The sequence below is a fragment of the Novosphingobium sp. Sphag1I genome (assembly GCF_056279125.1).
The window spans coordinates 36545-61209 of record NZ_JBWBQS010000025.1; the positions used below are offsets into that span (position 1 = coordinate 36545).

27 protein-coding genes and 1 pseudogene are annotated in these 24665 nt (G+C 61.2%); 24 read left to right on the forward strand and 4 right to left on the reverse strand.

The genetic code is table 11. The features are described from left to right. Nucleotides 1-66: 66 nt before the first annotated feature. From ACZ9HU_RS20865 to copC, 4 genes are all read right to left on the reverse strand, one after another. Entirely contained in the window at nucleotides 67-1350 is a 1284-nt protein-coding gene (locus ACZ9HU_RS20865; protein WP_476107819.1) for a glycosyltransferase, read from the reverse strand. 3 nt (nucleotides 1351-1353) lie between these two features. Beyond that, nucleotides 1354-1881: a DUF2141 domain-containing protein gene (locus tag ACZ9HU_RS20870; RefSeq protein ID WP_476107820.1), complete on the reverse strand. Its 528-nt coding sequence runs from the start codon at nucleotides 1879-1881 to the stop codon at nucleotides 1354-1356. A 636-nt stretch (nucleotides 1882-2517) separates the two neighbouring features. Continuing rightward, nucleotides 2518-3453, reverse strand: coding sequence for a copper homeostasis membrane protein CopD (gene copD / locus ACZ9HU_RS20875; protein ID WP_279729507.1), 936 nt, complete (start codon nucleotides 3451-3453; stop codon nucleotides 2518-2520). A gap of 4 nt (nucleotides 3454-3457) precedes the next feature. Then, a complete protein-coding gene (gene copC, locus ACZ9HU_RS20880; RefSeq protein WP_476107821.1) occupies nucleotides 3458-3838 on the reverse strand; it encodes a copper homeostasis periplasmic binding protein CopC in 381 nt (126 codons plus the stop codon). A 265-nt stretch (nucleotides 3839-4103) separates the two neighbouring features. Between copC and ACZ9HU_RS20885 the strand changes: the two genes are divergently transcribed. The 24 genes and pseudogenes from ACZ9HU_RS20885 to ACZ9HU_RS21000 form a co-directional block, all read left to right on the forward strand. Beyond that, entirely contained in the window at nucleotides 4104-4655 is a 552-nt protein-coding gene (locus ACZ9HU_RS20885; protein WP_279729508.1) for a c-type cytochrome, read from the forward strand. Nucleotides 4656-4790: 135 nt separating this feature from the next. Further along, nucleotides 4791-5072: a hypothetical protein gene (locus ACZ9HU_RS20890; protein ID WP_017502274.1), complete on the forward strand. Its 282-nt coding sequence runs from the start codon at nucleotides 4791-4793 to the stop codon at nucleotides 5070-5072. Then, nucleotides 5069-5506, forward strand: coding sequence for a periplasmic heavy metal sensor (locus tag ACZ9HU_RS20895; protein ID WP_031290470.1), 438 nt, complete (start codon nucleotides 5069-5071; stop codon nucleotides 5504-5506). Before ACZ9HU_RS20890 ends, ACZ9HU_RS20895 begins: the two co-directional genes overlap by 4 nt. Then, nucleotides 5503-6075: an RNA polymerase sigma factor gene (locus ACZ9HU_RS20900; protein WP_021243451.1), complete on the forward strand. Its 573-nt coding sequence runs from the start codon at nucleotides 5503-5505 to the stop codon at nucleotides 6073-6075. The genes ACZ9HU_RS20895 and ACZ9HU_RS20900 overlap by 4 nt, the downstream gene beginning before the upstream one ends. Before the next feature lie 93 nt (nucleotides 6076-6168). Continuing rightward, the gene (locus tag ACZ9HU_RS20905) at nucleotides 6169-8064 is read left to right on the forward strand and encodes a copper resistance system multicopper oxidase (RefSeq protein WP_476107840.1); all 1896 of its coding nucleotides are present in this window, start codon (nucleotides 6169-6171) and stop codon (nucleotides 8062-8064) included. Next, complete coding sequence (locus ACZ9HU_RS20910) at nucleotides 8061-9326, forward strand: copper resistance protein B (protein WP_017502279.1); 1266 nt, start codon at nucleotides 8061-8063, stop codon at nucleotides 9324-9326. The genes ACZ9HU_RS20905 and ACZ9HU_RS20910 overlap by 4 nt, the downstream gene beginning before the upstream one ends. Nucleotides 9327-9349: 23 nt before the next feature. Then, nucleotides 9350-10042, forward strand: coding sequence for a PepSY domain-containing protein (locus tag ACZ9HU_RS20915; RefSeq protein WP_026109409.1), 693 nt, complete (start codon nucleotides 9350-9352; stop codon nucleotides 10040-10042). 42 nt (nucleotides 10043-10084) lie between these two features. Then, complete coding sequence (locus tag ACZ9HU_RS20920; RefSeq protein ID WP_017502281.1) at nucleotides 10085-10531, forward strand: DUF305 domain-containing protein; 447 nt, start codon at nucleotides 10085-10087, stop codon at nucleotides 10529-10531. A gap of 71 nt (nucleotides 10532-10602) precedes the next feature. Next, nucleotides 10603-10998, forward strand: coding sequence for a DUF305 domain-containing protein (locus ACZ9HU_RS20925; RefSeq protein WP_017502282.1), 396 nt, complete (start codon nucleotides 10603-10605; stop codon nucleotides 10996-10998). 46 nt (nucleotides 10999-11044) lie between these two features. Beyond that, nucleotides 11045-11488, forward strand: a complete 444-nt coding sequence (locus ACZ9HU_RS20930; RefSeq protein ID WP_017502283.1) for a DUF411 domain-containing protein — start codon at nucleotides 11045-11047, stop codon at nucleotides 11486-11488. Between the two features lie 244 nt (nucleotides 11489-11732). Further along, the gene (locus tag ACZ9HU_RS20935) at nucleotides 11733-11909 is read left to right on the forward strand and encodes a hypothetical protein (protein WP_231377893.1); all 177 of its coding nucleotides are present in this window, start codon (nucleotides 11733-11735) and stop codon (nucleotides 11907-11909) included. A gap of 103 nt (nucleotides 11910-12012) precedes the next feature. Continuing rightward, nucleotides 12013-12297, forward strand: coding sequence for a hypothetical protein (locus tag ACZ9HU_RS20940; protein WP_021243444.1), 285 nt, complete (start codon nucleotides 12013-12015; stop codon nucleotides 12295-12297). 135 nt (nucleotides 12298-12432) lie between these two features. Beyond that, complete coding sequence (locus tag ACZ9HU_RS20945; RefSeq protein WP_476107823.1) at nucleotides 12433-13662, forward strand: TolC family protein; 1230 nt, start codon at nucleotides 12433-12435, stop codon at nucleotides 13660-13662. Further along, nucleotides 13659-15152 (forward strand): efflux RND transporter periplasmic adaptor subunit, encoded by a 1494-nt coding sequence (locus ACZ9HU_RS20950; protein WP_017502288.1) that lies wholly within the window; start codon nucleotides 13659-13661, stop codon nucleotides 15150-15152. The genes ACZ9HU_RS20945 and ACZ9HU_RS20950 overlap by 4 nt, the downstream gene beginning before the upstream one ends. Then, entirely contained in the window at nucleotides 15149-18289 is a 3141-nt protein-coding gene (locus ACZ9HU_RS20955) for an efflux RND transporter permease subunit (protein ID WP_017502289.1), read from the forward strand. Before ACZ9HU_RS20950 ends, ACZ9HU_RS20955 begins: the two co-directional genes overlap by 4 nt. A 140-nt stretch (nucleotides 18290-18429) precedes the next feature. Next, nucleotides 18430-19488 carry an IS110 family RNA-guided transposase gene (locus ACZ9HU_RS20960; RefSeq protein WP_476107825.1) on the forward strand — a complete coding sequence of 353 codons (1059 nt, stop codon included), beginning with the start codon at nucleotides 18430-18432 and terminating at the stop codon, nucleotides 19486-19488. Between the two features lie 268 nt (nucleotides 19489-19756). Further along, the gene (locus ACZ9HU_RS20965; protein ID WP_017502290.1) at nucleotides 19757-20149 is read left to right on the forward strand and encodes a copper-binding protein; all 393 of its coding nucleotides are present in this window, start codon (nucleotides 19757-19759) and stop codon (nucleotides 20147-20149) included. 125 nt (nucleotides 20150-20274) lie between these two features. Beyond that, entirely contained in the window at nucleotides 20275-20850 is a 576-nt protein-coding gene (locus tag ACZ9HU_RS20970; protein ID WP_476107826.1) for a YgjV family protein, read from the forward strand. Nucleotides 20851-21641: 791 nt separating this feature from the next. Further along, nucleotides 21642-22004: a hypothetical protein gene (locus ACZ9HU_RS20975; RefSeq protein ID WP_476107827.1), complete on the forward strand. Its 363-nt coding sequence runs from the start codon at nucleotides 21642-21644 to the stop codon at nucleotides 22002-22004. A gap of 115 nt (nucleotides 22005-22119) precedes the next feature. Beyond that, nucleotides 22120-22473 carry a hypothetical protein gene (locus tag ACZ9HU_RS20980; RefSeq protein ID WP_476107829.1) on the forward strand — a complete coding sequence of 118 codons (354 nt, stop codon included), beginning with the start codon at nucleotides 22120-22122 and terminating at the stop codon, nucleotides 22471-22473. 168 nt (nucleotides 22474-22641) lie between these two features. Then, entirely contained in the window at nucleotides 22642-23088 is a 447-nt protein-coding gene (locus ACZ9HU_RS20985; RefSeq protein WP_476107830.1) for a MerR family transcriptional regulator, read from the forward strand. A gap of 30 nt (nucleotides 23089-23118) precedes the next feature. Continuing rightward, on the forward strand, nucleotides 23119-23340 hold the full coding sequence (locus ACZ9HU_RS20990; RefSeq protein WP_476107832.1) for a hypothetical protein: 222 nt from the start codon (nucleotides 23119-23121) through the stop codon (nucleotides 23338-23340). Between the two features lie 56 nt (nucleotides 23341-23396). Next, nucleotides 23397-23717, forward strand: a complete 321-nt coding sequence (locus tag ACZ9HU_RS20995) for a hypothetical protein (protein ID WP_476107833.1) — start codon at nucleotides 23397-23399, stop codon at nucleotides 23715-23717. 21 nt (nucleotides 23718-23738) lie between these two features. Continuing rightward, a pseudogene (locus ACZ9HU_RS21000) lies at nucleotides 23739-24665 on the forward strand (2Fe-2S iron-sulfur cluster-binding protein); the annotation flags it as partial.

Consider the following 24665-nt stretch of genomic DNA (forward strand, 5'->3'; position numbering starts at 1 on the left):
ACCATCAGGTCCAGGATCGGCTACTCGACACCGAAAAGCATGATCGCAATGAGGTCCGGCACAGATCTAATCGACCTTGGAGGTATGGCTCGAGGTTCGGACCACATCGCTCGCTCGCGCTCGAGCCATTGACAGCCCTGGCCTGGCACACTGCAAGGATAAGTCTCTCCAAGCCGTGCCAGCTCCTGGTCTCGATCTGACGGAGCACGTATAAAGGTCAAATAAGTCCGTGAAATGTTGGTCCATAGTGCGGGTGTCCTGAGCGGCGACGCGCGCAGTTGCCTGATGACTATCAGCACCTTCTCGCGCCAAACGCTGGATCGCTTGTGCGAGGCTTGCCGCTTTTGCTGAATGATAATGGTATCCGGCATTTGTGACTAGATGCTCAGCGACGGCACCGCTGTCAGGCACGAGCATTGGCAGACCGCTAGCGCGCGCTTCAGCGGCGATCATGCAGAACGTCTCGGATTCGCTGCCATGAACCAAGGCATCTCCGCTAGCGAGGAATGTGGCGAACTCGTTCCTGTCCGAAATTGGTGAGATGAGACGGATGTGGGGATTGCCCGCAACGGCTTTGTGAACCGCAGCACTACATCGGCCGTCACCAGCTATAATCAGACCGATAGGGTGCTTATAACCGCTGGCCGTGACAGCCTGGATTATCATTGGCCAGCGCTTTTCGGGTGCGTGGCGACCGGCACCTACCAACAGGAGAGCATGTTCCGGAAGGTCGCATAGTTTAAGAAGATATCGCCTCGCGTTCAAGTCGCGGTTAGCGGGTGAAAATATGTCAGGCTCGACCCCCATACGATTCATGACGACTTTTTTGAGTCCTCCCTCCTTCAAGCGAGCCGTAAGGTCCGAGCTTGCGCATATGATATGATCGAAGCGCTCATCCAGGCGCCTCAGACGTTGCCAGAACCATTCGAACCCGCGATCGATCATCGGCCGGCTCGCTACACCTCTAAACCACCTGTAAGCGTAGTTCCCGAGCGGATCGGCATGCATGATGAGGCTGCGCGGAACGTCGGTGCGCCAACGCGCGACGATGCCGGCGCTGCTCCATGGCGTTGAGGCCTCGACGAAGTCAGGTGTTAGTGCATTGAGCTTGGCGTGCAACGCGGCCTCATCGTAGAAATAATTGTAACGCTTATCGAGCGGGAACGGTTTGCCTTCGACATATTCGATTCGAGCGCCGGGCCCCACGATCTCCACGCCGGGCTGGATGGAAGGGACTAGGACAATAATCTCGTGCCCGAGCCGGGGGCCGGCACGCATCTTATGGCGAACATAGGTTTTTACGCCGCCACCGAGAGGAGAGTAAAAAGCGCATACATCAACGATCCGCATTGCTTATTCCCCCTTCAACGGCGCGAAGGAGAGAAAGCCCCTATGATAGTTGAGGACGATGCGTGACCGGGTCGCCGTTCGTCTGACAGTAAGGGTCACGGCAGACGCGTTCGGCTTGCTCCACCCGAGTTTGGGATTTTGCGCAAAACCGACGCCGTCGACCAATATGCTGAATTTCCCGCTGGAATCGCGATCATGAAGCAAGCTGACCGCATAGGTGCCCGGTCTCGGTACTCTGATGCACATGCGTAGGGGCGTGTCGCGACGGAGCGGCAGTTCGAGCCGACGGAATATCTTGCCTTGAGCGACGAGAACGTTGGCATCCTGCAGGAAATCGTCGTCGTGGGGTGGCCACACCTCAAGCTTCAACAGTCCAACGCGGTCTTTGAGACCCGCAACATCGATAATTATGGCCGGACCATTTTCATCTGGACGGCACTGGGCACCTGCCTTGCCTAGCTCGGATAAGTGCACCTGTGCCGTGGGCGTCGCTGCCAGGGCGGCAACGCCATAAGCGATTTCCATCAGCATTGTACTTGTTGCCCTCATTTGCCCGAGGACGGCGCGCGGCGTACCTCAGAATGCGCCTGATCACCGGGATCATTTCGGTAGGCCAATGCGCCACTGATCCGGCGTCTCATGATTGAGGCCGAATTCGTTACGTATTGGAACGTCACACCTTCCTAGACAGCCGCTGGCGCGGACCCGACGGTTAGGCGCCATGGAATTGGGCAGATGGCTAGAAAGTGAGGAGTGGGCGCTACCGAAGTGTGGGAGGTCGCATCAATTCTGCGAGAAGATCCTGCGCGCGGAGATCATGCGCCAATCGGCCGAACATCTTCTTGCGGACTGTGCGGTTCCAAAACGCCAGCGTAACGTCGTTCACCCGATCCGCAGGCATATGCGAATGATCTGTGGCGGGCTCTTCATTGCTGCCGGTATCGCCAGCATTTGCACCGTCCACATGAGCATCTACGCGTAATTCGGCGAGTGGTCTGTGTTCCGTCTCCGCAGAATGTATGACAGGACTTGGACCGCCATGCGAAACGACGAGAGCTATAGAGAGCAGCATCAACAGCGCTCTGACCGATCGTTTATGGAACTGCGCAGTCGACATACACAAAAATGAGGCCTTTGAAATAATGCGTGCGCTGCCCTGACGCAGGATCACATGCCGGAGGCAGGTGGGGCCAACAGGCCTAACCAGGCAACGAGGGCAAGAATGGTAATGGCAAACCCGGTCTCGATTGCGAGGCTACGGCGCAGTGACCCTATCGCCGATGAGGTGTTGCCTGTCTCGATCGCCGCCGCGAGCGACGGCGTCAGAAAGTAGCGATTGGCCGCCGCCAGCAACAGCATCAAGCCGAACAGCAGCAGCTTTGCCACCAGCAGCAGGCCATAGAGGCTGGTAAACAGGGATCCCAGATTGGAGGGGCCGATCAGTATCCAACTATTGATCAAACCCGACACGATAAGCAGCGCCACGACCACCGATCCGACCTTCGCAAATCCATCCAGCGCGCGGTGCGAGAGGTGAATGTGATCCACCGCCATGCGCGCGGCAGGGCGGAAAACGAGGAGGCAAAGCGCGAACAACGCGCCTACCCAGATGCCCGCTGCCCAGAGATGGATGATATCGGCACCAAGATGGACCCATCCCCGCAAGCCTTCATCGGCAGCGCCATGACCCGTCCAGGCCAAGGTCGCCAGAGCGACAGCGGCGGTCGCTGACAGCGACCACAGGGCGAAAGCGGGACGCCGCCAACCGACGATGGAAAAATAGAGCACGAGCAGGAGGGCCGCGACCCGTACCTGCCAGACCGTCCCGATCGCCGTGCCCGATATGAGAAGATTGACCGTGGCGCGGTCTACCTGATCGAGTGGCACGCCCCCCATCGAGGCCGCCAGGACCATCATGCCCAGGATAGATAATACGATACCGGCCAGCGCGATTGTCGCCAACACCGACCGGAAACGCAGGACCGAGCCGGATGCCCGCTCAGTCCCGCGCAACGTGTAGAGGCCGAACATCGGCAACCCGAAGAGGAGCATGAGATCGAGGAAAAGTCCCAGCCTCACTGCGATCGCTATGATGTCAGGCACGGTCTTACTGGACCTTGAAGGTATAGCTGCCCTGGATGCGATGGGTGTCAGCAGAGACGACGTGATAGTCGACCTTGTAGGTTCCAACCGGCAACGGCTTGGCAAGCGTCGCGACGAGCGTCTTGCCATCGGCGCCCACGGTGGCCTTGACGCCGTTCATCTTCATCGGTCCCATCTTCATGCCTGGCATTTCGGTGATCGTCAGGTCGAGCCCCGAAAATTGTGCGACGAGCGCTTCAGAAAAGACGAGCTGAATTCTGGTCGGGGCGGCGACCACGGCATTTGCGGCAGGGGTTGCGCCATTGAGCTTAGGGTGAGCCTGCGCAGCGGTAGCGGTGAGGACAGACGCCGCCATGGCGACGGCAAAGATTGTTTTACGAAACATCGATTTCTCCATGGGCGGCGAGACTGCCGACACATTGAATTACGCACCACGCGGCGCCACCCCTCATCAGGCGCAATAATTCTTCACATCGGGATCCCGGCGGAATTTGTGCATGACATCTGGGCGGCGGATGAGGGGTAGAAGCGCACCGTGCGTATGAACAATTGGATGGGTGTGAGAACCACCTGGATCCAAGGACGCTGCCGCTCGGGAGGAAGCTATGGAGAATGCTAGGACGACTTGGCTGCGCAGGCACTTTCCAAGTGTGGGTTTCATCGCTGCAACAGCGCTGGTCGGCGGCGCGCTAGCGGGGATCGTCGTCTATGTGGGTGCGTATGACATCGGGGCGGATTCACCACACACCAAACCGGTCTATTGGCTGATCGAGCAGCTCCGCGATCGTTCCATCGCCGTGCGATCTCGTGATGTGAATGTCCCGGCCAACCTTGGGGACGTGAAGCGGCTGCAGAGCGGGGCGGGGCTGTACACCGAGATGTGCAGCGGCTGCCATCTCGGGCCAGGACTGGAAAAGTCCGAAATCAGCCAGGGACTCTATCCGAGGGCGCCAGAGCTTTCCCGCGAGGAGCAAAGATCGCCAAAGGAGCAATTCTGGATCATCAAGCATGGGGTCAAGCTGACCGCGATGCCAGCTTGGGGTAAGACCCATAGCGACGAATTGATCTGGGACATGGTGGCTTTCGTGCGGCAACTCCCGCGTATGACACCCGCCCAATATCAGGCGGCAATTGCCAGTGCGCCCGAAGGCCATGACGCGCTGATGAAGGATATGCCCGGCATGACGACGACGGCGCCATAGCGATGCGGCTGCTCCGTCGCTGTTGCTCAGAACTGCCCGCTATGTGCGATGCTTTGACGGACAGGCTGATAGAGGGGAAAGTAAAGAACGCGTCCTGGGCCGTTGCCCCGGATTGATTGAGGATTGGACTTTTCGATGGATACCGACCTGGACCGGCTGCTGAGCCGCTTACGCAACGAACCGACGCATCCGGGGCTGATTGGTCTGGAGGATGCTGTGTTCCGACGCATAGCGGCATTGCCGCAGGTTTCGACCGCGTCTCAATTCCGCCTCGGTGCGGTCGCGGCTTTCGGAGCGGTACTGCTGGGTATCGCCAGCAATGGCTTTACGCCGCGTGCCGAGGCGTCGGTCACGCTATCGCCTTTCGGGCCATCAAATCCGCTTGCCCCTTCGACGCTGCTGGTAGGTTCTCAATGAAGCCCAAATTGCTCCTCCTCGTCGCCATCGTCGCCTTTGCATCGGCGGTTGCGGGCGTGTTCCTGGGCCGCTACTTTTTCCCGCAGCCCAAGGCAGCCGGCGTCGAGCTCCACGATGTCTTGCACAGCAAGCTCGATCTGGATGATCGTCAGAAGGCCAAGATCGAGCTGCTAGAGCAGGGTTTCGCCGTGCGTCGGCGCGCGCTGGAGCTTGAACTGCGATCGGACAATGCGCGTCTCGCAGCCGCGATCGAGGTCGAACATGGCGAAGGGCCGCGTGTGACCGCGGCCGTCGATCAGTCGCATCAGGCAATGGGCGAACTGCAAAAGGAAACGCTCGGGCACATCTTCGCCATGCGGCAAATCCTTCGCCCCGATCAGGCCAAGACCTTCGATCAGGCGGTGGTTCATGCGCTCACCGACGATGCACGGTGAGTCTGGATCTCCAGGCGTGTTCGGACGGTGAACTAGCGGCACTGACGCTTGCCGGTCGGCAGTCGGCTTTCGCCGAGATTATGCGTCGGCACCAGACAGCGATATTTCGACTGGTGCGCGGCCTGGTCGGGAATGCCGAGGAAGCACTTGATCTCACGCAGGACTGCTTTGTATCCGCGTTCAGCCATCTGCGGAAATATGATGGTGCGCGTCCGTTGCGCGCCTGGCTATCCCGGATCGCGATTAACAAATGTCGCGATTGGCGCCGCCGCCAGAGGGTGCGGCAGCTCTTCACATTTGGCTCCGCGCCGTCGGATGATGAGATTGAGCAAGTGCCGGATGACGCACCCTCCGCACATGCCAGTGCTGAATCGAAAATAGAGGTGGAGCGACTGTCGGCGGCGATCAGCGCATTGCCTGCCACGTTGCGTGAAGTCCTGATGCTCAGGACCGTCGAAGGGCTCAGTCAATCAGAGGCCGCCAAAGCGCTTTCCGTCAGTAGCAAGGCTGTGGAGACGCGCCTGTATCGCGCGCGCGCGCGCCTCGCAGAAATACTCGCTGAGGAATGAGGGGTGCGCGCTGCTCGCGCGTAAGGATAAAGAGATACCGCGCTTAAGCGTCTTTTCAGACCCAAAGTGCTGCACGTTGAACAAGGAGATATTATGTCCCCCGGATTGAACCGCCGCGGCCTTTTCCGCGGCGCTGCGCTGGCCGGCGGTGGCCTCGCATTGTCGGCATGGCTGCCGGCATGGGCTCAACCCATTTCGTCCGGGATTGCCAAGCCACTGCCAACGGTCAGCGGGAACGATATCACGCTCAAGATCGCGCATCAGATGATGATGATCGACGGCCGACAAAGCCATGCCATCGGCATCAATGGCACTGTGCCTGCGCCCCTCATCCGTCTGCGTCAGGGCCAAAACGTCCGCCTGTCGGTGATCAACGATCTCGAGGAAGACAGCTCGATCCACTGGCACGGCCTGCTTTTGCCGTTCCAGTTCGACGGCGTGCCCGGCATCAGCTTCCCCGGCATCAAGCCCAAGTCGACCTTTGTCTATGAGTTCCCCATCGTCCAGGCTGGCACCTATTGGTATCATAGCCATTCGGGGCTGCAGGAGCAGTTAGGTCATTACGGACCGATTGTCATCGACCCGGAAGGCGAGGATCCGATTCAGTCGGATCGAGAGCATGTCATCGTGCTCTCCGACCATAGCCAGATGCATCCGCACGCAATTTTCCGGAAGCTCAAGCAGGTCGGCGGTGGCTATTTCAATTATCAGCGGCAAACGCTGGCCGGTTTGCTGGCCAAGGAAGACCAACCCCTCAAGGACCGACTTGACTGGGGCAATATGCGGATGGATCCGACCGACGTGTCCGATGTCACGGGCTCGACCTATACCTATCTCGTGAATGGGCATGGCCCACGGGACAACTGGACCGCGCTTTTCAAGCCAGGTGAGCGCGTTCGCCTGCGTTTCGTCAATGCCTCCGCGATGACGACGTTCAATGTCCGGATTCCCGGTCTCAAACTTACGGTTGTTCAGGCCGACGGGCTCAATGTCAGGCCGGTCGAGGTCGACGAGTTTCAGATCGCGGTTGCCGAGACCTATGATGTCATCGTTACTCCGACCGATGATCGCGCCTACACGCTGGTCGGTGAATCCGTTGATCGTTCGGGCATGGCACGCGCCACACTGGCTCCGCGTGAAGGCATGACGGCCGAAGTTCCGCCGCTCCGCAAGCGGCCCCTTGCCGATATGAAGGACATGGGCATGGGGGACATGGATATGAGCGGCATGTCCGGCATGGACCACGCAGCAATGGGGCATGACATGTCTGCCGGCGGAGCTGCCGCGGGCGGGATGGCAGGCATGGATATGGGGGCCGGCGCGTCGATGCCAGGCATGCAAAAACCGGCGGATAGTTCCATGGCCAACATGCCCGGAATGGGCAGCGGGTCCGGTGATACAATGGGCGGCATGGCGATGGGCGGAATGGGCGGCATGAACATGCGCGACGCCAGCAAAGCGCCGCAGGTTAAGATGGGACCGGGTGTCCAGACGATCTCGCCCATGCCGATGGATCGCACGGGAGAACCGGGACAGGGTCTCGAAGACGTTGGCCACCGGGTTCTTGTCTATCGCGATCTGATGGCGGTGGAGCGCAACCCCGATGTTCGCGCGCCAGACCGCGCGATGGAAATCCACCTGACCGGGAATATGGAACGCTATATGTGGTCGTTCGATGGGGTGAAGCTCAGTGACAAGCGCGAGCCCATTCCCTTTATCGAAAACGAAAGGGTCCGCGTCACGCTCGTCAATGACACGATGATGTCGCACCCGATCCATCTTCATGGGCATTTCTTCGAGCTGGTGACCGGGCATGGCGAGTATTCGCCGCGCAAACACACCGTCAATGTCGCACCAGGAGGCAAGGTAAGTTTCGACGTCACCGCAGACGCAGTCGGCGACTGGGCGTTTCACTGCCATATGCTCTATCACATGCATGCCGGGATGATGCGCGTCGTCTCTGTCCGTCCCCGGGGAGATGCCGCATGAAGTCGCTTCTCCTTCTGATCGGCGCGGCCCCGCTCGCCTTGGCGACCCCAGTCAGCGCGCAGTCGATGCAGAATATGCCGGGCATGAACATGCCTGCTGCTCAGCCAGCGGCGAAGAAAAAGCCGGTGGCCAAGCCAGCAAGCCAGCCCAGGCGCGCCGCTGCGCCCACGGCTAAGGGCAAGCCTGCCACCCCGAAGCGCCGGGCACCGGCAGCAAAACCCAAGTCGGCGCCGCACGACATGTCGGGCATGGGGGCTATGTCCGGCATGGAGATGCCCGGTGACAAGACGCCTCCAACGGCTGACCCGCATGCCGGCCACGACATGTCCGGCATGCCTGGCATGACCATGCCCGATGGGGCGGGCGGTACGATGAAACACGACATGCCCGGCATGGACATGCAGGCGGCACCCGGCGGTCAGCCGATGCAGCACGATATGTCGTCGATGCCCGGCATGGCGATGGATGGGCCGATGGCAGCCCATGGCGCTGGTGGCACCAGTCTCATGCCCGGCAACGCCCCTGCACCCCAACCTCCTACCGACAACTATGCCGACCGCGTCTACAAAAACGGCGAGATGGCGGCTTCGCGTACCATGCTGCATAAGGAACATGGCGGCTCATCCAGCTCGATGATCCTGTTCAATCTGGCGGAATATCAGGTCCGTAACGGCCGCGACGGCTATCGGTGGGACGGGGAGGCGTGGTTCGGCAAGGATCTCGATCGGCTGGTGGTCAAGACAGAGGGTGAGGGCGTTCTTGCTGGCAGAAGCGGCACCTACATGGAGACCGCAGAAGTTCAGGCGCTCTACAGTCGTGCACTCGACCCTTATTGGAACCTCCAGGCGGGTGTCCGTTACGATTTCAAACCCAACCCATCCCGTACTTATGCGACGATCGGTATTGAGGGGGTGGCGCCTTACTGGTTTGAGACCGAGGCTGCCCTGTTTCTGTCGAACAAAGGCGAGGTGTTGGGGCGGATCGAGGGCTATTATGATCAGCGTATCACGCAACGCCTCATTCTCCAGCCGCGCCTGGAAGTGAACCTTTCAGCACAAAATGTCCCGGAGACGCGGATTGGAGCGGGCATCACGAACGCCGAATTGGGACTGCGTTTGCGTTACGAACTGCGCCGCGAATTTGCCCCCTACATCGGCGTTTCTTACGACCGAAAGTTCGGGCGGACGGCGGACTATGCACGCTCAGACGGAGGGGACGTGAAGGCGGCCAGCTTTGTAATCGGTGTTCGGACCTGGTTCTGAGAAGCGCCAAACTCCGCTTCCACATCGGGGCTAGCCGCGTTCATCGCTGGTTAGCCCTGGTTATCGGCGTCCAGCTGCTGCTTTGGTTTGCGAGCGGTCTTGTCATGAGCCTGTTGCCGATCGAGCGGGTCCGCGGTGAACATCTCGTCGAGCGATCGTCGCCGGCGATATTGGAACAGTCGAGATCGCGCGCGCCGTTGGACCTAGTGTTGCGCGCGGCGACCAGACCCGTGCGTGAAGTCCGATATCGCGCGCTGCTCGGCCGCGAGATTGCGGAGGTCGAGTCTATCGATGGGACGATCTCACTCCACGATGCAGAAACAGGTCGTCGACTTGGTCCCGTGAACGCTGCGATGGCTCGCGCGGTGGCGATACAGGCCTACCGTGGTACGTCGGAGCCGCCGAGCGTGCGCCTGGTTGTGGCGTCGACCCCAGAATTCAAGGGCGTCCTGCCGGCCTGGCGGGTGGACTTCCCTGACCGCGAAGCGACCCGCGTCTATGTTGCCCAGAATAGTGGTCGGATCGTCGCTGTGAGAAATGGAACGTGGCGCCTGTACGATTTCTTCTGGGCGCTCCACATCATGGATTGGAAAAACCACGAAAATTTCAACACGCCGTGGTTGATGGCGTTTGCCGCAGGTGGTCTCGCATTGGCGATCGCGGGTTCGGCACTTTTGTATCTTCGGTGGCCGCGAAAGCGACGCCGCACGGGTTGAATAGTCAAGCAGGATCGGGGCGGGGGCCAAAGGAGACGACCAATGATGAAAAATGCCTATGCGAGCCTCGCCCTGCAGACCTTGGTTGGCGGCGTCATCATGTATCTGGTGATGTTCGTCATGATCGACAGCTTGGGGAGCTTCTACAACAACCTGAATATGCTCTACATGACGCTAATGATGGTGGCGCCCATGGTGGTGCTGATGGTCCTCGCGATGGGCCATATGTTCCCGTCGAAAAAGGCAAACGCGGCCCTTATATTAGGGTCAGTTGCGATATTCGCCGGATCATTTGCCCTCATCCGCACGCAAACAACGATCGGCGATACAGCATTCCTCCGATCGATGATCCCGCATCATTCGGGCGCGATCCTGATGTGCCGCGAGGCCTCCTTGAAGGATCCGGAAATCGTTCGTCTGTGCAGCGGCATCGAGGAATCTCAGCGCCGCGAAATCGATGAAATGAAGGCTATTCTAGCCCGCAAGTAGGCTTCGCGCTCCCGTTCCCGTAAATTTTGTGCCGCCTCACGAGGGAAATGGCGCGCCCATGCGTATTATCAATGCGGGGCGCTGAGGAGAGAATTGTGAAGAAAATAGTCCCCATCATCATCGCTGGATTGGTGGCCGCGCCGGCGATCGCCCAAATGCAGGGCATGGACCATAGCAAGATGGACATGCGCCAGACCATGAACCCCACGCCAGCCAATCCTTACCCGCCTGCAGAAATGGAGATGCATCAGAAGATGATGTCCGCCACGGGCAGCGATGCAACGGAGACCTGGGTGCGCAAGATGATCGAGCATCATCGCGGTGCGATTGCGATGTCACGCATCGTTTTGCGCGACACCAAGGACGCGCAGGTCCGAATGATGGCGAACAAGTCAATCACCGAGCAAACGCGAGAAGTGGGCGAGCTTCAAGGCTGGCTGAGAGCCCACAACAAGCGCGCCCAATAGACCTTTCCTCCCCCGCCCAGGGGCGGGGGAACCAATAAGGGATCGTATGACACTCAAATTTGCCCTCGCTGCGTTCATAGCAGCCTTCTCCGTCGCCAGCGCCGAAGCTGCCCCGATCATCATGCATCGTGACCCTGGTTGCGGTTGCTGCGAACAGTGGGCGGCCCAGGTGCGCAGACAATTTGGACAAAGCGTCAATATCGTCGACGACCAGCAACGCGGCCGCTTTCAACGCGCTCAAGGCGTGCCCGCTGCGCTGGCATCATGCCATACTGCAATTGTCGATGGCATGGTTTTCGAGGGCCACGTTCCCATTGCCGACATGAAGCGCGCGATCGCGAAGCGCCCGAAGGGCGTAAAGGGATTGGCCGTAGCGGGCATGCCGCTGGGTTCTCCGGGGATGGAAGTCCCCGGCCAAAAACCACAACCCTACTCTGTCATCGCCTTCGGATCGGCGGGTCAGACGGTATTTGCCCGACACGGCGGGTGACCATCTCGTTGATCTTTGATGCTACGAGGCGTAATAAATAACGGCTGTGAAACGCGTTTTGCAACTTCTTCTCCTTCTGGGAGCCATGGTTGGCTTGATTGGCCAAGCGGCGGCCTTTGCGTCCGCTCCGCCTGCGATGTCCGCCCCAATGGCCACGTCTGTGCAGGCCGTGGCTGGGATGTCGGAAGACTGCATGAAGATAATGGCACAGCAGCAACAACCTGCTCAGAAGCCTTGCAAGGGCATGACCCTGGAATGCATCGCGGCCATGGGCTGCGTCGTTCCGCTGGCCGTTCGTAATGACGCGCCTATGCTGGAAGCACGCGAAGCCAGTCCAGCTCTGCCCTTCTGGGCAACCATCACTGTCCTGCACGGCAGTGACCTCACTCCCGAACCGGAACCACCGACTCTCCTTGGCTGATCGACACCGGCTGCCAGGCTGACAGGATTCTTGCGTCTATCGCGCATCTGAAAATCCTGTCTGACCCGCGGCTACCACGATATTTTGCCCAAGGATTACAGTCATGAAGAACCGTGTTTTCTATGCCCTGCTGGGCATTGCGCTTGCCGCTCCCGTTGCCGCTTTCGCCGGCGAACCCAACACAAACTCGCAGTCTGGCCATTATGAATGGCGTCAATCGCCAAACTATGGCCCGCGTGCGCCATCTATGAGCCCCCGTCGCGTCTGGGTGCCCGATGCTCCGCAGATGGCGAACTGCAACTGCGACATGATGAAGATGAGCGCGGCGGACTGCATGAAGGAGATGCATAGCATGGCATCGCCTTCGTCGGCTCCCTCGGCCGGCTAGGCACAGCCTCTGGCCGTGTAAGGTCGCATAGACGGCCAGGCCAGCAGTGGCGGCGGGATTGCCCCCATCCCGCCGCCACTGACATGCCTGCCAGAGTGCGCGACGCCGGCCTGATCCTCCGATCAGGAGTTTTCCATGCGATTGTTTGTTTGTCTGCCGCTGCTCGCGGCGATCCCCGGCGTTGCATTCGCTGGTCCCCTCACTTTCGACGCTGCGCTCCAGCGCGCGCGGCAGGAAGCGCCGTCGATCAAGGCCAAGGCGCTCGCCGCCGAGGCCGCTCGTTCCGCTCGTGGCGGCGCCGGATCGCTACCTGATCCGACTCTGGCCGTTGGGCTCGACAGTTTCCCGATCTCGGGGCCATTGGCGTTTGCGCCCGGGCAGGACAATTTCACGATGGCGCGGGTGGGCGTGTCCCAGGATATTCCCAACCTCGCCAAGCGCCGTGCGCAACGCGCCCGCGCTGACAGCGATATCAAGGCTGCAGATGCCGACACCGCATTTGAGGCGCGTTCGGTTGAGGTCGGCACTGCGCTTGCCTGGATCAACCTTGCCTATGCCGAGCGCCGGCTGACCGCGCTTGATGATCTTCTAGCCCGTCTGGAGCGCGTGGTGCGGACAACGCCCAGTGCCGTCGCGTCGGGCAATGCCCGGCCTGCGCAGACTCTTGCCGGCCGACAGGCTATCGCCTCATTAGAAGATCGTCGCAGCGAACTGGTCTCAAACATAGCGCGGGCACGGGCTGCTCTGACGCGATGGACGGGTGACCCGGCGCCTGAAATTGCCGGATCTATTCCCGACTTCCCTGTCAATGGGGCCGAACTGCGCGCTGGCCTGGATCGCCTTCCCACCATGGCAATGATCGACGCCCAGTCCGGTCAGGCAATGGCCGATGTGCGTATGGCCGATGCCAACCGCCGTTCCGACTTCGGGGTGAACCTTGCCTATCAACGCCGCGACCCTCGTTTTGGAGATTATGTGTCAGCCGGTGTGACGGTCAGTCTGCCCTTCTTTACCCGCAGTCGACAGAATGCGGGCATTGCGGCGGCCCAGGAGAATGCCGGACGCATCCTGGCCGAACGCGACGCGGCCCTGCGGGCGCTGGCCGCTGATCTCGAAACCGATCTTGCGGACCATATCATGCATCATGAACAGTGGCTGCGCGCGCGGGACACATTGCTGCCACTCGCCGAGCAGCGGGTGACGTTGGAGACGGCAAGCTACGGGGCAGGTCGCGCCAATCTTGTCGATATCGCGGATGCCTATGCGGCCCTTGCCGACGTCACCCTCAACACTCTCGACCGTGAAGCCCTTGTCGCTGCTGACGGTGTTCGACTGAACCTTACGTATCGGAGCGAATCGCAATGAGCCATTTCACAATCCCTCGGGGCGGCCTTTTCGGTGCCGCGGCGCTGCTCGCGGTCGCCGCTGGCGGGGTCGGTTTCACCATCTCTGAATGGAGAGGAGGATCACCCGACGCTACGGCCGCCAAACCGCCGGCACGCAAGATCCTCTATTGGTATGACCCGATGATCCCCGCTGAGCATCATGACGGTCCAGGCCTGTCGTCGATGGGAATGCAAACAATCCCGCGCTATGCGGATGAGGTGGGGGCAAGCGCGGCACAGCCGGGAATATCGATCGACCCGTCCGCCTCCCAGGCGCTCGGGATGCGAACGGTGGCTGTGCGGCGCGGCGAATTGGCGAGCAGTCTCACCGCCACCGGCACGATCGACTTCAACCAGCGCGACGTTGCGATCGTTCAGGCGCGTGCAGGCGGCTTCGTTTCCCGTGTCTATGGCCGCGCACCTGGTGATGTGATCGGTGCAGGCGCGCCGCTTGCCGATGTTCTGGTGCCGGAATGGGGCGGCGCACAGACCGAGTTTCTGGCGGTCCGCCGCACCGGCAACGCCGCTCTGATCCAGGCCGCGCGTCAACGGCTCATGCTGCTCGGCATGCCCTCCGGCACGATCGCATCGGTCGAGCAAACCGGACGACCGCATAATGTGATCACCATCTCCACGCCCACGGGCGGCGTGATCAAGACGTTGAACGTGCGGGGCGGCATGACCTTGATGGCAGGCCAGACGCTTGCCGAGGTCAACGGGCTCGGCACGGTCTGGTTGAATGCCGCCGTGCCGGAAGCGGTCGCCGGTCCCTTGAAGCCTGGACAAGCGGTGCGAGCCGCGCTTGCAGCCTTCCCCGGCGAAACCATCTCCGGGCGCGTTTCGGCGATCCTCCCCGAGACACAGGCCGACAGCCGCACACTCACCGTTCGGATCGAGCTGCCCAATCGCGGCGGGCGACTGCGTCCCGGCATGTTTGCGACCGTCTCGTTTGGCGGGAGCGCGCAGCCGGCGTTGCTGGTGCCGTCCGAAGCCCTGATCCGCACTGGCAAGCGCACGTTGGTCATGCTCGCGCTCGACAAGGGGCGCTACCGCCCTGCCGAGGTGCAAACTGGGAGGGAAGCTGGCGATGATACGGAGATTCTGGCGGGCCTGAGCGAAGGCGAAAAGATCGTCGCTTCGGGTCAGTTCCTGATCGATTCCGAAGCAAGCCTCTCGGGCGTGGAAGCACGGCCGATCGGTGCTGACATGCCAAAGAGTCCTGCCAAACCTATGCCGACCGGCGCGGTCTATGAGACCGTCGGTACGATCGAAAAGATCACCGCCCAGTCGGTGACGCTGAGCCATCAAGCCGTGCCAGCCATTGGCTGGCCAGCGATGACGATGACGTTTCAGCTCACAGACCCGAAAGTCGCGCGCGGCTTAAAGACGGGCGACCGGGTCCGGTTCGGGTTCGATCAACCACCGAGTGGACCAACCGTGCGACGCATGGCGAAGGTAATGGGCCAGTGATCGCCCATCTCATCCGCTGGTCAGTCAGAAACCGCTTCTTCGTCATGATCGGGGTGCTGACGCTGATCGGCGTGGGCGTCTGGGCGGTGCGATCGACCGCGATCGATGCGTTGCCCGATCTCTCGGACACGCAGGTGATCATCCGCACCTCCTATCCCGGGCAGGCGCCGCAGATCGTCGAGAACCAAGTCACTTATCCGCTCACCACCACAATGCTCTCTGTGCCCGGCGCAAAGACCGTCCGCGGCTATTCCTTCTTCGGCGACAGCTTTGTCTATGTGATCTTCGAGGACGGCACCGATCTCTATTGGGCGCGCAGCCGCGTGCTCGAATATCTCAACCAGGTACAAGGCCGGCTGCCGGCCAGCGCCCGCAGCGCGCTGGGGCCGGATGCGACCGGGGTGGGCTGGGTCTATGAATATGCGCTGGTCGATCGCACTGGCCGCCACGATCTCTCGCAGCTTCGCGGGCTTCAGGACTGGTTCCTGCGCTACGAGCTGAAAACGGTAACGGGGGTCGCAGAGGTCGCCAGCATTGGCGGCATGGTGAAGCAATATCAGGTGCTGCTCGATCCGGTGAAGCTCGCCGCCTACGGCGTGACCCACGCCCAGACGGTCGATGCCATTCAGAAGGCCAATCAGGAGAGCGGCGGCTCGGTACTGGAGATGGCCGAGGCCGAATATATGGTCCGTGTCTCCGGCTATCTGAAGACGCTCGACGATTTCCGCGCCATTCCCTTAAGGACCGCAGCCGGCGGTGTGCCGGTGCGACTGGGCGACGTTGCCACGATCCAGGCCGGCCCCGAGATGCGGCGCGGGATTGCCGAACTGAACGGTGAGGGCGAGGTCGCGGGCGGCGTTGTGATCCTGCGCTCGGGCAAGAATGCGCGCGAGACAATCGCGGCGGTCAAGGACAAGCTCGCAGAGCTCAAGAAGGGCCTGCCACCCGGCGTCGATGTGGTTACGGTCTATGATCGCTCGCAGCTCATCGACCGCGCCGTTGAGAATCTGACCCACAAGCTGGTCGAGGAATTCATAGTCGTTGCGATCGTCTGCGGGCTCTTCCTTTGGCATGTCCGTTCGGCGCTCGTTGCAATCCTCACGCTTCCGCTTGGTGTGCTGGCAGCCTTCGTCGTCATGCGTTTCCAGGGGGTCAATGCCAACATCATGTCGTTGGGCGGCATCGCGATCGCCATCGGCGCGATGGTCGATGCCGCGGTCGTCATGATCGAGAATGCCCATAAGAAAATCGAGCGATGGGAGGAGGATCACCCGGACGAACATCTCGAGGGGGATACCCGATGGACCGTCATCACCGAAGCGGCAGCCGAAGTTGGGCCAGCGCTGTTCTTCAGCCTTCTGATCATCACCCTGTCGTTCATTCCGGTGTTCACGCTGGAAGGACAGGAAGGGCGGCTGTTCGCACCGCTCGCTTTCACCAAGACCTATGCGATGGCGTCGGCGGCGATCCTGTCGGTGACCCTGGTGCCGGTGCTCATGGGTTTGCTGATCCGGGGCAAGATTCCGCCCGAGCAGTCCAACCCGGTCAATCGCTGGCTGACGAACATCTACCGGCCCGCGCTCGACTGGACGATGCGGCGGCCAAGGACCGTACTGCTGATCGCGGCGCTCGCTTTTGCAACAACCGCCTGGCCGCTCACCCAGCTTGGCGGCGAGTTCATGCCGAAGATGGAGGAGGGTGATCTGCTCTACATGCCCTCGGCGCTGCCGGGTCTCTCGGCGGCGAAGGCGTCGGACCTGCTCCAGCAGACCGACCGCCTGATCAAGACCGTGCCCGAGGTCGAGAGCGTGTTCGGCAAGGCCGGCCGCGCCGAGACTGCCACCGATCCTGCGCCGCTTGAGATGTTCGAGACGACGATCCAGTTCAAACCTCGCGACCAATGGCGACCGGGCATGACTCCGGACAAGCTGGTCGAGGAGCTTGATCGAACGGTAAAACTGCCCGGCCTCGCCAATGTGTGGGTGCCGCCCATTCGCAACCGGATCGACATGCTGGCGACCGGCATCAAGAGCCCGATCGGGGTCAAGGTGTCGGGTGCTGACCTCGCTGAGCTCGACCGCATCGCGCACGATGTCGAGACGGTTGCGAAAACCGTGCCTGGGGTCAGTTCGGCGCTCGCAGAGCGCTTGACGGGCGGGCGCTATGTCGATGTCGATGTCGATCGGGCCGCTGCCGCCCGATTTGGGCTCAATATTACGGACGTGCAGCGGATCGTCTCTGGCGCGATCGGCGGCGAGACGATCGGCGAGACGGTCGAGGGGCTGGCACGGTATCCGATCAGCGTCCGCTATCCGCGGGAGCTACGCGACAGTCTTGACGGAATACGGATGCTGCCGGTCCTGACCCCGTCCGGACAGCAGATCACGCTCGGCACCATTGCGCGCGTCTCGATCGCTGAGGGGCCCCCGATGCTCAAGACCGAAAACGCCCGCCCATCGACCTGGGTCTATGTCGACGTGCGCGGACGCGACCTTGCGTCGGTCGTGAGTGACCTGCAGCATGCGATCGCAAGACAGGTGACGCTCTCGCCAGGGGTTAGCGTCGCCTATTCGGGACAGTTCGAATATCTCCAGCGTGCCGTTGCCAAATTGAAGCTCGTCGTGCCGGCGACGCTGCTGATCATCTTCGTGCTGCTCTACATGATCTTCGGGCGGTTCGATGAAGCAGCTTTGATCATGGGGACGTTGCCGTTCGCGCTCACCGGCGGCATCTGGATCCTCTATCTGCTCGGCTTCAACCAGTCGGTCGCCACCGGGGTAGGTTTCATCGCGCTCGCTGGCGTCTCCGCCGAATTCGGCGTCGTGATGCTGATCTACCTGAAGAACGCCTTGGAAGAGCGCACCGATCCGGATGTCGCCGAGGTCGAGACGGCAGTGCGCGAAGGCGCACTGCTCCGCGTTCGGCCCAAGGCGATGACGGTCGCCGTGATCCTCGCTGCCCTCTTGCCGATCCTGCTGGGATCGGGCGCCGGATCCGAAGTCATGAGCCGGATCGCCGCGCCGATGATAGGCGGCATGCTGACCGCGCCGCTGTTGTCGATGTTCGTCCTGCCTGCCGCCTATCTGCTGCTTCGGCGGCCGAAGATGAAGCCCAATGACCAACACGTTTCATTATAAAGGAGCCGGTATGAAAGCGCCAAGCTTTGATGACGGAACGGAGCGGTGAGATGATCACCGTGGAGACCAGGGTGCACCCCCTCGTGCGGACACGAGCCTATGAAGGATTGCCGAACCTCCTCGGCAATGGAGATGCACCCATGTCTTACGATTATCACATCGGCGTGGATTACCACAAAGCCTACACGCACCTGGTGGTCCAGGACGGCGGCGGCCAGGTTCTACGATCGGGCAAGGTGAAGAACGACCCGCGCTCGCTTGCCGGCTTTTTGACGCCTTATCTGGCGAACAGCCATGCGGTGATGGAAGCCAGCCGCAACTGGACGGTGATGTACGACTGGCTCGACGAGCTGTGCGACGATGTCGTTCTCGCCCATCCGTTGAAGGTGAAGGCGATCGCCGACGCCAAGATCAAGACCGACAAGATCGACGCGACGATCCTGGCGCATCTGCTGCGGGCCGATCTGATCCCAGAGGCCTATGTCCCATGCGAGGCCGCGCGCGAACTGCGCCAGGCGCTGCGCGAGCGGATCTTCTTCGTCCGGCTGCGCACGATGGTAAAGAACCGGGTGGTGACGATCTTCGACCGCTATCCCGAGCAGACCCGGGCGCTGCGCGAGATGACGGACCTGTTCGGCAAGATCGGGCGCGGCCAGCTCGAGCTGCTTTCGGTGTCGACGATCGATCGCGAGCATATCGACCGCGCGCTGGCCTTCATCGACGACATCAACCAGCACATCCGCGAGTCCGAAAAGACGATCCGCCGCTTCAGCGCTGACAATGCGGACGTCAAACGTCTGAAGACGATGCCTGGCGTCGGGGAGTTCTTCGCGCGCCTGATCGCGGCCGAGATCGACGACGTCACGCGCTTCCGCTCGGCCAAGAAGCTCGCCGCCTATGCGGGGCTCGTGCCTTCGACCTATGCGAGCGGCGGCAAATGCTGGAACGGGCGGATCATCAAGGCGGGCAACAAATGGCTGCGCTGGGCTTTCGTGGAAGCCGCCATTCCGGCCATGCGGGCAGAGCCGGCTCTCAAGTTCGACTATGAGCGCCTCAAGGCCACCAAAGGCGCGAACCGCGCCAAGGTCGCCGTGGCGCGCAAGCTCTTGACGATCGCCTACCAGATGCTGCGCGACCAGCGCGACTACGAACGCCGCGACGCGCTGGAGCGACCGTCTTCCAGTTCTCGGCTGTCCTGATGGTCCTCTAGTGGGTTCCGCATCGCGGAGCCGCACTCTGAAGGAGAATAGGAAGCCGAGAGCCGAACACCGGAATGTGACCGAGCCTACACGGTAAGGTCACGGATTGGAGAATGGCTCAATGCCGAAACGAGGACAGGGCGCCTGTCTTCGCGAGGGTTAACTCGTCCGCACAGGCGCCGGCGGACACAGAAACAACAACGAACTCACGAGGAAACGTGCCTTTTACGTGCATTCCCACTCTTGAGTTCTTTCATTGGAGAAGACCATGAACTACGGACGACTGACCTTTGCCCTCGGCCTCGCGGCACTGACCGTCGCTTGCGGGAAAAAAGCCGAACCGCCCGTTGCGGTCGAGACCAACAAGGCAGAACCCGCCGCCGCTATGAGCGGCAACATGGCAAATATGGCGATGGAGCCGTCGGCTGCCACTGCAATCAAGGTGAAGGGACACGGCACGGTCACCGCGATCGACAAGTCTGCGGGCACGATCACACTCGATCATGGCGCCATCCCCGAAGCCAAATGGCCGGCAATGACAATGGCGTTCAAGGCTGCCCCGGCGATCACAGATGCAGTGAAGGTTGGCGATAAGGTCGATTTTGACCTTATGTTGACGGGCAACGCCGGCGAGGTAACGGCGATCCAAAAGCAGCCGTAAATCCGCGCTACTACGGGCGTTCTTAAATCGTAATTAACCTTGTTCGTTCACGCTTGCACTATGAAGAAAGATAGAGCTGGGCGCGAAACGCAGGTCTTGAGCGAAACAACCGGGTGGCGGCAATCATGATTGCCACAGCGTTCGGCTGCGTCGCGCTTTTGTGCGTCATTAGCTGGCCGTTTTTCGACGACTATCGAACCGCGGTGAAAATCCAGAGCGCGGGTGCTGCCGCCTTCGCGCTCTATTTTTTGATGCTCGGCTCACCCACTGCGGCGATAGCGTGCCTCATTTCATGTTCGCAGCTCGTCATTTCCGCGTCAGTGCGTGATCGCTATGTGGTGACGAGGCTTTACGGCGCTAGTCTGATTTTGATGGCTTTTCTGTCGGTTGTGACCTGGCACGGTCTCCCCTCAGCTCTGGCGTTCACGGGCAGTTCGTTGGGCAGCTTCGCACGGCTCCAAACCTCGACTACGCGGATGAAAGGCCTTTTTCTCGTAGGGGCCCCATTCTGGCTCGTCCACAATATGATGGTCGGAGCTTTGTTCGCCTTGGGCACTGATTTGGTATCCTTGGTCTCGAACCTCGCGAACCTGATGAAGTTCGTTGTCCGGAATCGAAATCCTTTGTTGTCGATCTCTGTTTGGAATACGCTGATCAGCACATTCATCCCGGCACCAACGCGTTTGAAGCGGACCGGATGACAGAGTTTCGCGCGACGATGGAATGAGGGTGGCTCCTTCCGGGAGTGAGCAAAACAGCGGATGGCGCCGCGCCGCAATTCGCGATTTCAACGAGGACGCCGAAGGCGTTCCGGATGTTGTTGATCGGGATCGATCCCGGGACCGGTCGCGCTACGCGTAGCCCCTGGCCGCCGCCTGACTTGGCTGGGGCCATGCCTAGATGCCATCAGTTCCGGTCGAGGTCGAAATGAAATTGTCAGCAGAGTGGGGCCTTTGCCAGGTCTGGTGGATTCCGGAAAGGCCGCCACAGTCTTTCGCTCCCGTTGATGATGGCGGGGCTTAGGGGTGCGGCAGGGAGCACTGGAGTAGGCTGGAAAGGCGCTTTCTCCGGAGCTGCAGGCACCGCCTGCTCCGCCTGCCCGGGTGGCATCTGTTGCGACCGAAATGGCAGCCCGCAAGGAATTGCTCGTGAGATACGAGGGAGATAGCGAAGCGTAAATTCGTCGGACGAACCTTCGACGACCTTCTTCTATCGCCAACGTAGCCGTTTTGCGCGGCCAGCTGGACGTAAAGCGCTTGTCCTCAGGGGTTAAGGCCTGGTTCCAGACTACGTTTCATAAACACGAAAGTCGTGCCCTGGATCGTTACGTACGAGTAAGCCCGGCCTTCAGACACCTTGCCCGAAAAACTTCGGCTGCGAACACTACGTATACCGAGCTTGGACCCGGGACCATAGTCCTGTGGGCGAAGAAACAAAATCTTCCCCTCGAGAAATCGAGCGGCAGTTCTCAACGCTCACTCAAGGAGTCAAGATGATGATGAAGAAGTCCATCATGGTGGCGCTGGCCGGAATCTCGATGCTCGGCGCCTCTCCGCTATTCGCGCAAGGTATCGGCCACACCTGGTTCATGCGCGGTTCGATCGTCGGAACCGATACCACCGGAACGATCGTCTGCATCGGCAAGGCCGACGGCGCCGAGGTCGGACAGACGCTCGAAGTCTATCGGGTGGTCAACCATCCTGGTCCCAACAAGGGCCTTGGGCCGACCTTCCATCGCCAAGCGATCGGTCATGTGAGGATCGACCATATCTTCGACGACCATTTCGCGCATGTGACGGTGACCGATGGCAGGCCGGCGAAGAACGACATTGTCGAGCTGCGCAGGAACCACTGATACTTCCCCGGAGCCGGTCGAAGGCGCGGCCGTAGCTAAACCACCGAAATGCCCTGAGAACGCCGTTGCCGACTGGGATCGATGGGCTCGGATCTAGCTAACACAGGAGTTCGAAATGAAAGCAGTGATGCTTGCCGCAGCGGGCTTGGCCCTGCTGTCCGCCGTCCCGGCCGCCGCGCAGGGGATTGGCCACACATGGTTCATGCGCGGTTCGATCGTTGGCACCGATGATACCGGTCCGGTTGTCTGCATCGGGAAAACCGACGGCGCGGAGGTCGGTCAGGTTCTCGAGGTGTACCGGAACGTTCCAGTACCGGGCGGTTCCTACAAGGGCGCAGGCCCCGCGTTCCGCCGACAGTTCGTCGGTCACGTGAGGATCGATCATATCTACGACGATCACTTTGCCCATGTCAGCGTAAACGACGGCAATCCAGCGAAGCATGACATAGTTGAGCTTCGCAAGGACTAAACGAGCCCGCCTTCTCGCACTGCGACCTGCCCCCGGCTAGGTGTTCTACCATCGGGGCAGGTACGCAGCCGCCGCCGAGCAGCGGCTGCTTTGCAATCGGGAAGAAAACGGGCCGCAATTCTTCTTGACCTTGGACCACGGTCCAACCTGCAAGATCGAGCGGATGCCATGGGTAATTTCAAGATCGGCGCGCTGGCGGCGGCGGCGGGGGTCGGGCGTGACACGATCCGTTATTACGAGCGGATGGGTCTATTGCGCGCGCCCGAGCGAACTGCAGCGGGCTATCGGCTTTACAATGAGACGGATCTCGACCGCGTCAACTTCATCCGCTCGGCACAGGAACTCGGCTTCACCCTCGAGCAAGCCCGGCAACTGCTGGAACTTAGGGCTTCCGATTCCGCCAGTGCACAGGCCGTGCTCGACATCACGCACGCCAAGATCAGCGACGCCGAAGCCCGGCTCAAGCGTCTGTCCGATATTCGCGACATGCTTCGGATGCTTGCCGACGAGTGCCCGGGCGAAGTGCCGGTTTCCGATTGCCCGATTCTGGCTTTCCTGACGGCAAGGCGGAAAGATCAGCATCAAAAAAACAAAAAACGAGGCAGCGCAGCTTGAACGATCACTGTTATCGAAAGGGGTTTTATCATGACGAGAATGCGCATTATCGCCGCGATCGCGCCGGCGTTGCTTCTGGGAGCTTGCGTGACCACACGGCCGACCACCGCACAGGTGGAGAGTTGCCGGGCGATGGAGAACAATATGGGTCTCCAGACGCCTCACGACCACAACGAGATGAAGGGGCAGGGGCGCAATCCCATGAATCTCTCGCACGACCAGTGCCTTCAGCTTCTCCATATCGCGCGTTGATCTGGTCCGAGCGGCTGTGAGCCGCCCGGCCATTTACCAAAGAGAAGGACCAAGCCATGATCGGACATACCAAGACCTTTCTTCCTCTTGTCGGCGGGAGCCTGTTGGTGGCGCTCGCCCTTTCCGGCTGTGACCGCAAGAGCGATCAGACAGTGCCGGCCGCCGCCAACAGCGTCGCAGCCGCCCCCCTCCAAACCAACACAGCGAATGGTGTTGACGCGGATCCTTCGGACGCCATGAGCAACCAGGAAGCAATGGAGCGGCATCACCGGCAGGCCATGGACCATGATGCGATGCGTGCCGGCGGCAGGAACCAGAGCACACCGGCACCGGATCTGGCGCCGACGAATTCGGCGATGCCGATGAAGGACATGTAGGCGCGCAAAAAGGGGACGAGGATGCGTAACCGGATCAGCCTTCGCCGCTGGAGCCTGTGGCTCGCGCTCGCCCTGAGCCTGTCCGCGAGCGTCAAGGCGCAGGAGGGCGAAGATCATGCCGCCCACCATGGCGGCGGCGTGGGGGCGGCCTCGATGCCGGCCGACGGGGCTATGTCCGCCCCGTCGGCGTCGGGTTCGTCCGACATGGCAAAGATGATGAAACCCATGATGGACCGCATGATCAACGGCGAGGGGGAGAATGAGCACGGCCACGACTCTCGCCGTGCGGCCTTCTTCTCCCAGCTGCTCGTCTTTCCGGCGCTCGATGAAGCCGCACGACAGCGTGTCGCGGCGCAGGCCAGCGACCGGGTGAACACAGGCCTGGCGATGATCAATGCAGCGTCGGCCGAAGGCGCGCGGGCAACCACGATCTCGGCCCGGCTCGATGCGGCGCGCCGCCTGCGCGAGGGAACCGACCTGTTCCGGTCCGGCACCGCCGCACAGGGCGCGATCGGCGGCTTGCAGCCGCCCCGGGAGGTCGGGCTTGCCTGGCTGCGCGATCAGCTCGACATCGACCAGGCCGCGCCCGGCCATGCCGATCATTGGTTCGGCATCTCGCCCTCGCACCTGCTTCTCATGCTCTTCCTGGGGCTGGTGAGCGCCACGCTGATCGCGCTGCAGATTTTCCGCCTGCGGCGGATCGGGGCGATCGCCGGCGGTGTCGCCACCGCCAAGGTTTTTCCAGCAAAGCCGGAGCCGACGGCTGCTCTGCCCGCTGCGACGCGCGCGACCGCGCCTGCCTCTGTTGCCGACAGCACTGGGCTCGCGCCGAGCAATGCGGCCGCGCCCGCAGGGGCTTCGCTGCGCAAGCCCAAAAGCTGGGCGGGGCAGCTGCGCGTGGTCCAGATCGTGCGAGAGACGCCGAGCGTGCTGACCTTCCGGCTCGCG